Annotated in this window: 5 protein-coding genes and 2 pseudogenes; 3 read left to right on the top strand and 4 right to left on the bottom strand. The window is 69.0% G+C overall.

Annotated elements, in window-relative coordinates; all coding sequences use genetic code 11:
• Positions 1-245 precede the first annotated feature (245 nt).
• A complete protein-coding gene (locus ACFVVX_RS37860) occupies positions 246-458 on the top strand; it encodes a hypothetical protein (RefSeq protein ID WP_387952709.1) in 213 nt (70 codons plus the stop codon).
• A gap of 529 nt (positions 459-987) precedes the next feature.
• Positions 988-1,125 (top strand): hypothetical protein, encoded by a 138-nt coding sequence (locus ACFVVX_RS37855; protein WP_387952707.1) that lies wholly within the window; start codon positions 988-990, stop codon positions 1,123-1,125.
• Between the two features lie 316 nt (positions 1,126-1,441).
• Here the strand turns inward: ACFVVX_RS37855 and ACFVVX_RS37850 are convergent, their stop codons facing one another.
• The 3 genes and pseudogenes from ACFVVX_RS37850 to ACFVVX_RS37840 all read right to left on the bottom strand — a co-directional run bounded on the left by ACFVVX_RS37850 (position 1,442) and on the right by ACFVVX_RS37840 (position 2,523).
• Positions 1,442-2,053, bottom strand: coding sequence for a transposase (locus ACFVVX_RS37850; RefSeq protein WP_387952706.1), 612 nt, complete (start codon positions 2,051-2,053; stop codon positions 1,442-1,444).
• Between the two features lie 17 nt (positions 2,054-2,070).
• Positions 2,071-2,223: pseudogene (locus ACFVVX_RS37845) on the bottom strand (winged helix-turn-helix domain-containing protein); the annotation flags it as partial.
• Between the two features lie 33 nt (positions 2,224-2,256).
• Positions 2,257-2,523 carry a helix-turn-helix domain-containing protein gene (locus tag ACFVVX_RS37840; RefSeq protein ID WP_387952704.1) on the bottom strand — a complete coding sequence of 89 codons (267 nt, stop codon included), beginning with the start codon at positions 2,521-2,523 and terminating at the stop codon, positions 2,257-2,259.
• Between the two features lie 153 nt (positions 2,524-2,676).
• Here ACFVVX_RS37840 and ACFVVX_RS37835 point away from each other — a divergent pair, with 153 nt between their 5' ends.
• Entirely contained in the window at positions 2,677-3,435 is a 759-nt protein-coding gene (locus ACFVVX_RS37835; RefSeq protein WP_387952702.1) for a transposase family protein, read from the top strand.
• Here ACFVVX_RS37835 and ACFVVX_RS37830 read toward each other — a convergent pair.
• A pseudogene (locus ACFVVX_RS37830) lies at positions 3,369-4,369 on the bottom strand (IS5 family transposase). The gene ACFVVX_RS37835 and the pseudogene ACFVVX_RS37830 overlap by 67 nt on opposite strands.
• Between the last annotated feature and the right edge of the window lie 162 nt (positions 4,370-4,531).

The raw sequence follows: 4,531 nt of genomic DNA, 5'->3' as shown, positions 1-4,531 counted from the left end.
CCCTGCCCTTGCCGACCGTGCTTGACACCGATCACCGGCGGCGTAGCATCTGCTCCGGCTCGTCATGCATTCGCCGGCGCCACGAAGCTCGCACCCCGAGGCACGACCGCGACGCCGTTCTTCCGCCAGCCGCGCAAGCTCCTCCAAACGCTCCTGGGTCATGTCCTAGATCGAGCTCGACCACCACGAGGCCGCGGAACGCGCATTCGGCAGGGGCATCGTCCGGCCAGGCAGTACGCCACAACGTGTTCGTCCGGCGCAGCGTCTGGCACGTCGACATCACGGCCGAACTCGGTGGCGGCCGGAAGCTCGCCGTGGAGTACGACGGGTCCTACTGGCACGCGGACAAGGCCGGTGTCGACGAGGAGAAGTCCCGTGACCTGCTGGCCGCCGGGTACCTCGTCGCGCGGCTGCGCGAGCATCCGTTGCCCGCCCTTCCGATCGACGATCCCGGGTAGGCCGAGTTCACCGTCCACTCGACCGTTCCCGACCCGGACGGTGTGATCGAGCGGGTGAAGCGGTGGGCGTCCGAACACTGATTGATCACGGAACTCGTCGTGACAGCAGAAGGTGCGGCTTCGGCCCGGACCCTTGGCCCGCCCCGGAGGGCCCGAGTGCAGCCACACCCGGTCTGCTCGCCGGAGAGGAGTGCGGGCGGGCTAGGCCGGATTCACGCAACCGTCCATGAAGCCACCACGATGAACAGCAATCTTCTGTTCCACGGTGAGCAGCTGCCACTGCCCTTCGCACTGCTCCTTCGGGTATGTCACCCCGCCTTCCCGTGTCAGGAAGACCCGGGCGGAGCGCCCGACGGGAACCGATGCCTCCCGGCTGCTGGACTTTCCGACCAGGTGCTGGGCGAACCGGCCGACGACTCGTACGTCTACTTCCCCGTGGTGGCCTTCACTGACCGGGACGGCACGGTACGGGAATGCCGGAGCGCGTACTCCGGCCGCCCGGGGCTGGCCGATCGGCCGTCAGGTGCCGGTGCTGTACCTTCCGGGGACGCCGAACACTGCGGTGATCGACACCCTGGCGCAGCGGGCAGCCCGGGCGGCCGCGCTGGTGATGGCCGGGGCGGTCCTCACCTCCGTTCCACTGCTGCTCCTGCCGGGACAGCATTGAACGTCTGATGGCCCACCGCGGCTGGGAGAGCGGCCGGGCCGGTCCTTCGTGACCCCCGGCCACACCCCCGGATCCACCTGCCTCCTTCTCCCCGACCACAGCATCCTGGCCGGCGACGCCGCAGCCTCATGCGGGCCCGGATGGCTCGCAAGCCGACGTTCGCCACCGACCTGGACAAAGCTGCACGCAGCATGCGCGCCATCGCCTCGCCCCCCGTCTACGTCGGCCACGGCGACTCCCTGACGGCTCCGTCCGTCGCAGCACTCCACACCCGCGGCCAGCGTCGGTGTCTGGGCCGCTTACTGACTTCGGCGCTTCAAGGTGACGGTGGCGGGAGGTCGAGGGAGAGTCCGGTCGCGGCGAGGAAGCCGTCCAGGACGTCGGATCGGTACTGCAGGCGTTTCAGGCGGTTGCGGACGAGGGTTTCGAGTCGGTCGAGGGCGACGCTTGCGAGGTTTGCCAGGCTTCGTTTGACGTGGGCCCACAGGTACTCGACCGCGTTCAGCTCCGGTGCGTATGCGGGCAGCACGAACACGGTCAGCCAGTCCCGCGCGTTGATCAGGTCGCGCATGGCGTGGGAGACGTGGGTGTTCAGCCGGTCCCACACCAGCACGATCGGTGCCCTGACCAGGTGGTGCAGCCCGTCTATCAGGCCGATGTAGTCGCGCTCGGACAGGCTGCGGCGTTCGCCCCTGCGGCCGCTGTGCCGCAGGACGCGATGGCACAGCCGGGTGCGCGAGCCGGGACGCATCGCGAGCAGCCCGGCGACCGAGATCCGCCCGGAGCCCCGGCCGCAGACCTTCACGACCGGAGTGGTGCCGCGTCGTCCCCAGGTGCGTCCTGTGGGCGGTCTGCGGGTGAACCCGGCCTCGTCCTCGAAGCAGAGCCATCCGTCGCAGGCCGCCCGGGCGCTTTTACCTCCGCCCAAGTCACCTCCCTCCACGCGGCCACGGCCTGTTCGTCGCGTTCCGCGGCCCGCCGCACAGGGACCTGCGGGGTGAAACCGAGCCGGCGCATCAGCCGGGTGGCCCCCGAGACGCTGTAGGACACATGGAACTTGCGGCCGATCAGCGTCGCCACCCGCGCGCCGGCCCACACCTGGTCCTGGTCCCAGCCGTGCACGGCCGGCCCCTACTCCAGGTACTCGGCCAGCTTCTCCCGACATCGCGCCGACAGCTTGCACCGCTGCCCGCCCGGTCCCCGTGACGCCAGCCCCCCGGCCCCGTACTCCCGCCAGGCCTGATGCCACTGGTAGGCCGATTTCGCGGTCACCCGCAGCCTGCGGGCCACCTCCCTCGGCGGGACGCCTTCGTCGAACAACACGGCCGCCTCCAGCCGCACCGACTCGCGGTACTGACGCGCCTTCGGCGTCAGACCACCCCCATCCGCATAGCGCATACCAACGGCATAGGGCGCAAATGACCGTCAGTCAGCTACACAAACAGGCCAACCACCTCGAAGCGCCGAAGTCAGTAATCACCAGTCGTGGTTCTGGCTCAACTTCCGGGCTCTGTCGCTATTTCGGGGGTGGTTGGGCAGCTATCAGATGTGATGGGTGGGGTTGAGATTGCGGACCTTCTGTTGCCTGGCATTGAGGTGCGGGTCGAGCGGCTGGTGCTGACCGATACCGAGGTACGGGTTGCTGTGTCGTCTCGGGCGGGGTCGGCGGCCTGTTCCGGATGTGGGCGGGGATCGTCGAGGGTGCACTGCTACTACCCTCGGACGTTGGCGGACCGGCCGGTCGCGGGCCGACGTGTCCGTGTTGAACTGCGAGCACGGCGGCTCGTGTGCGGGAACGAGCGCTGCGATCGGCGGACGTTCGCCGAGCAGATACCGGCCTTGACCCGTCGCCACGCGCGACGGACGGACGCGCTGACCGCCCATCTCGCCGAGGTGGCCCTGTTCCTCGGCGGTCGGCCCGGCGCCCGTCTGTTCCGGCGAATGGCCGTCGACACCTGCAAGGACACCCTGATCCGACTTGTCCGAGCGCTGCCACTGCCTGCGGCGGGAACAGTGCCACAGCTCGGAGCCGACGAGTTCACCCTCCGACGCGGACGGACCTACGCGACGATCCTCGTCGACATGACCACCCGTCGCCCGATCGACGCCCTGCCCGACCGGGCCGCCAGCACCTTCGCCACCTGGCTGCGAGACCATCCCGAGGTCCGGGTCGCGTCGGTGCCCGCCACCAATCCGGCGGCGGCTCCGGAGGGATTCGATCTAGGGCAGGTATTCGGTCGTGATCAATGGGCCTGGATGAGGTCCTTGAGCCAGATCACCGCGCCGCGGAGGTGGAGGCCGGCGAGGTAGCTTTCCGGGGTCTGGTCGTACCGGGTGGCGATGCCTCGCCAGGCCTTCAGCTTGTTGATCAGGCGCTCGACGGTGTTTCGCTCCTTGTAGAGCTCCGCGTCGTGGCTGACGGGTCGACCGCCCTGGCTGCCCTTCTTCTTCCGGTTGGCGCTCTGGTCCTTCTTCTCCGGGATGACCGCCTTGATCCGGCGCTTTCGCAGGTGGGCGCGGTTGCCGCGTGACGAGTAGGCCTTGTCCCCGGCTACCGCGTCCGGCCGGGTGCGGGGACGGCCGACGGGCCCACGGACCCGGACCTTCTTCAGCACGGGAATGAACTGCGGGCTGTCCGCGGCCTGGCCCTCGGTCAGGATGAACGCCAGCGGGCGACACTTCCGGTCGCCGGCGCAATGTACCTTGCTGGTCTGCCCGCCCCTGGAGCGTCCGAGCAGGGCGGCCTTCAGTCGGAGCTTGTGCCGACGCCGGATACGTCGCCGTTCCTCCCGGTCCGGGTCGTCTGAGGCGTCCCGCCCGTCTTGTTCCTCCGGGCCTCCCCCTTTTGTCTGGCCTTCTCCGCCTCCTCGGCGGCCTTCTCCAGGGCGTCCATGGTGTCGGAGTCGAGGTGCATCCCGGCGGCGTCATGATGGGCTCGCACAGTGGTGGAGTCCACACTGACCAGGGACAAGTCCACCTCGCCGCGCTTCGCGGCTTCCGCGATCAGGCCCTCCATCAGGGCTTCGAAGACACTGGCGTCCCTCCATTGCCGGAACCGGTTGGAGACGGTCGACCAGGCGCCGAACTCCTTCGGCATCTCCCGCCACTGCCCGCCCGTCCGAAACCGCCAGATCACCCCCTCGAACTGCTGCCGCAGCCGCTCCGGGTACGGGCCGTACTCGCCGATCGGCAGGTACGGCCCGATGAACTCCCACTCCGCATCCGTCAGTTGCGCTCGCGTCACACACCACGGTCTACCGGATCGGAACCCGCCGCGAGGGTGAATCGCACAGATTGATCACGACCGAATACGTGCCCTAGTGCCGCGTCAGGCAACCTTCGCCCCGTCGCGACGCCCGGCACGCACTCTCGCCGCACCGGCCGAAAGCCCAAGTACGTCCAGTAC

This window comes from Kitasatospora sp. NPDC058170, assembly GCF_042883905.1.
GTDB lineage: Bacteria > Actinomycetota > Actinomycetes > Streptomycetales > Streptomycetaceae > Kitasatospora.
This window is presented reverse-complemented; position numbering and strand designations above follow the sequence as displayed.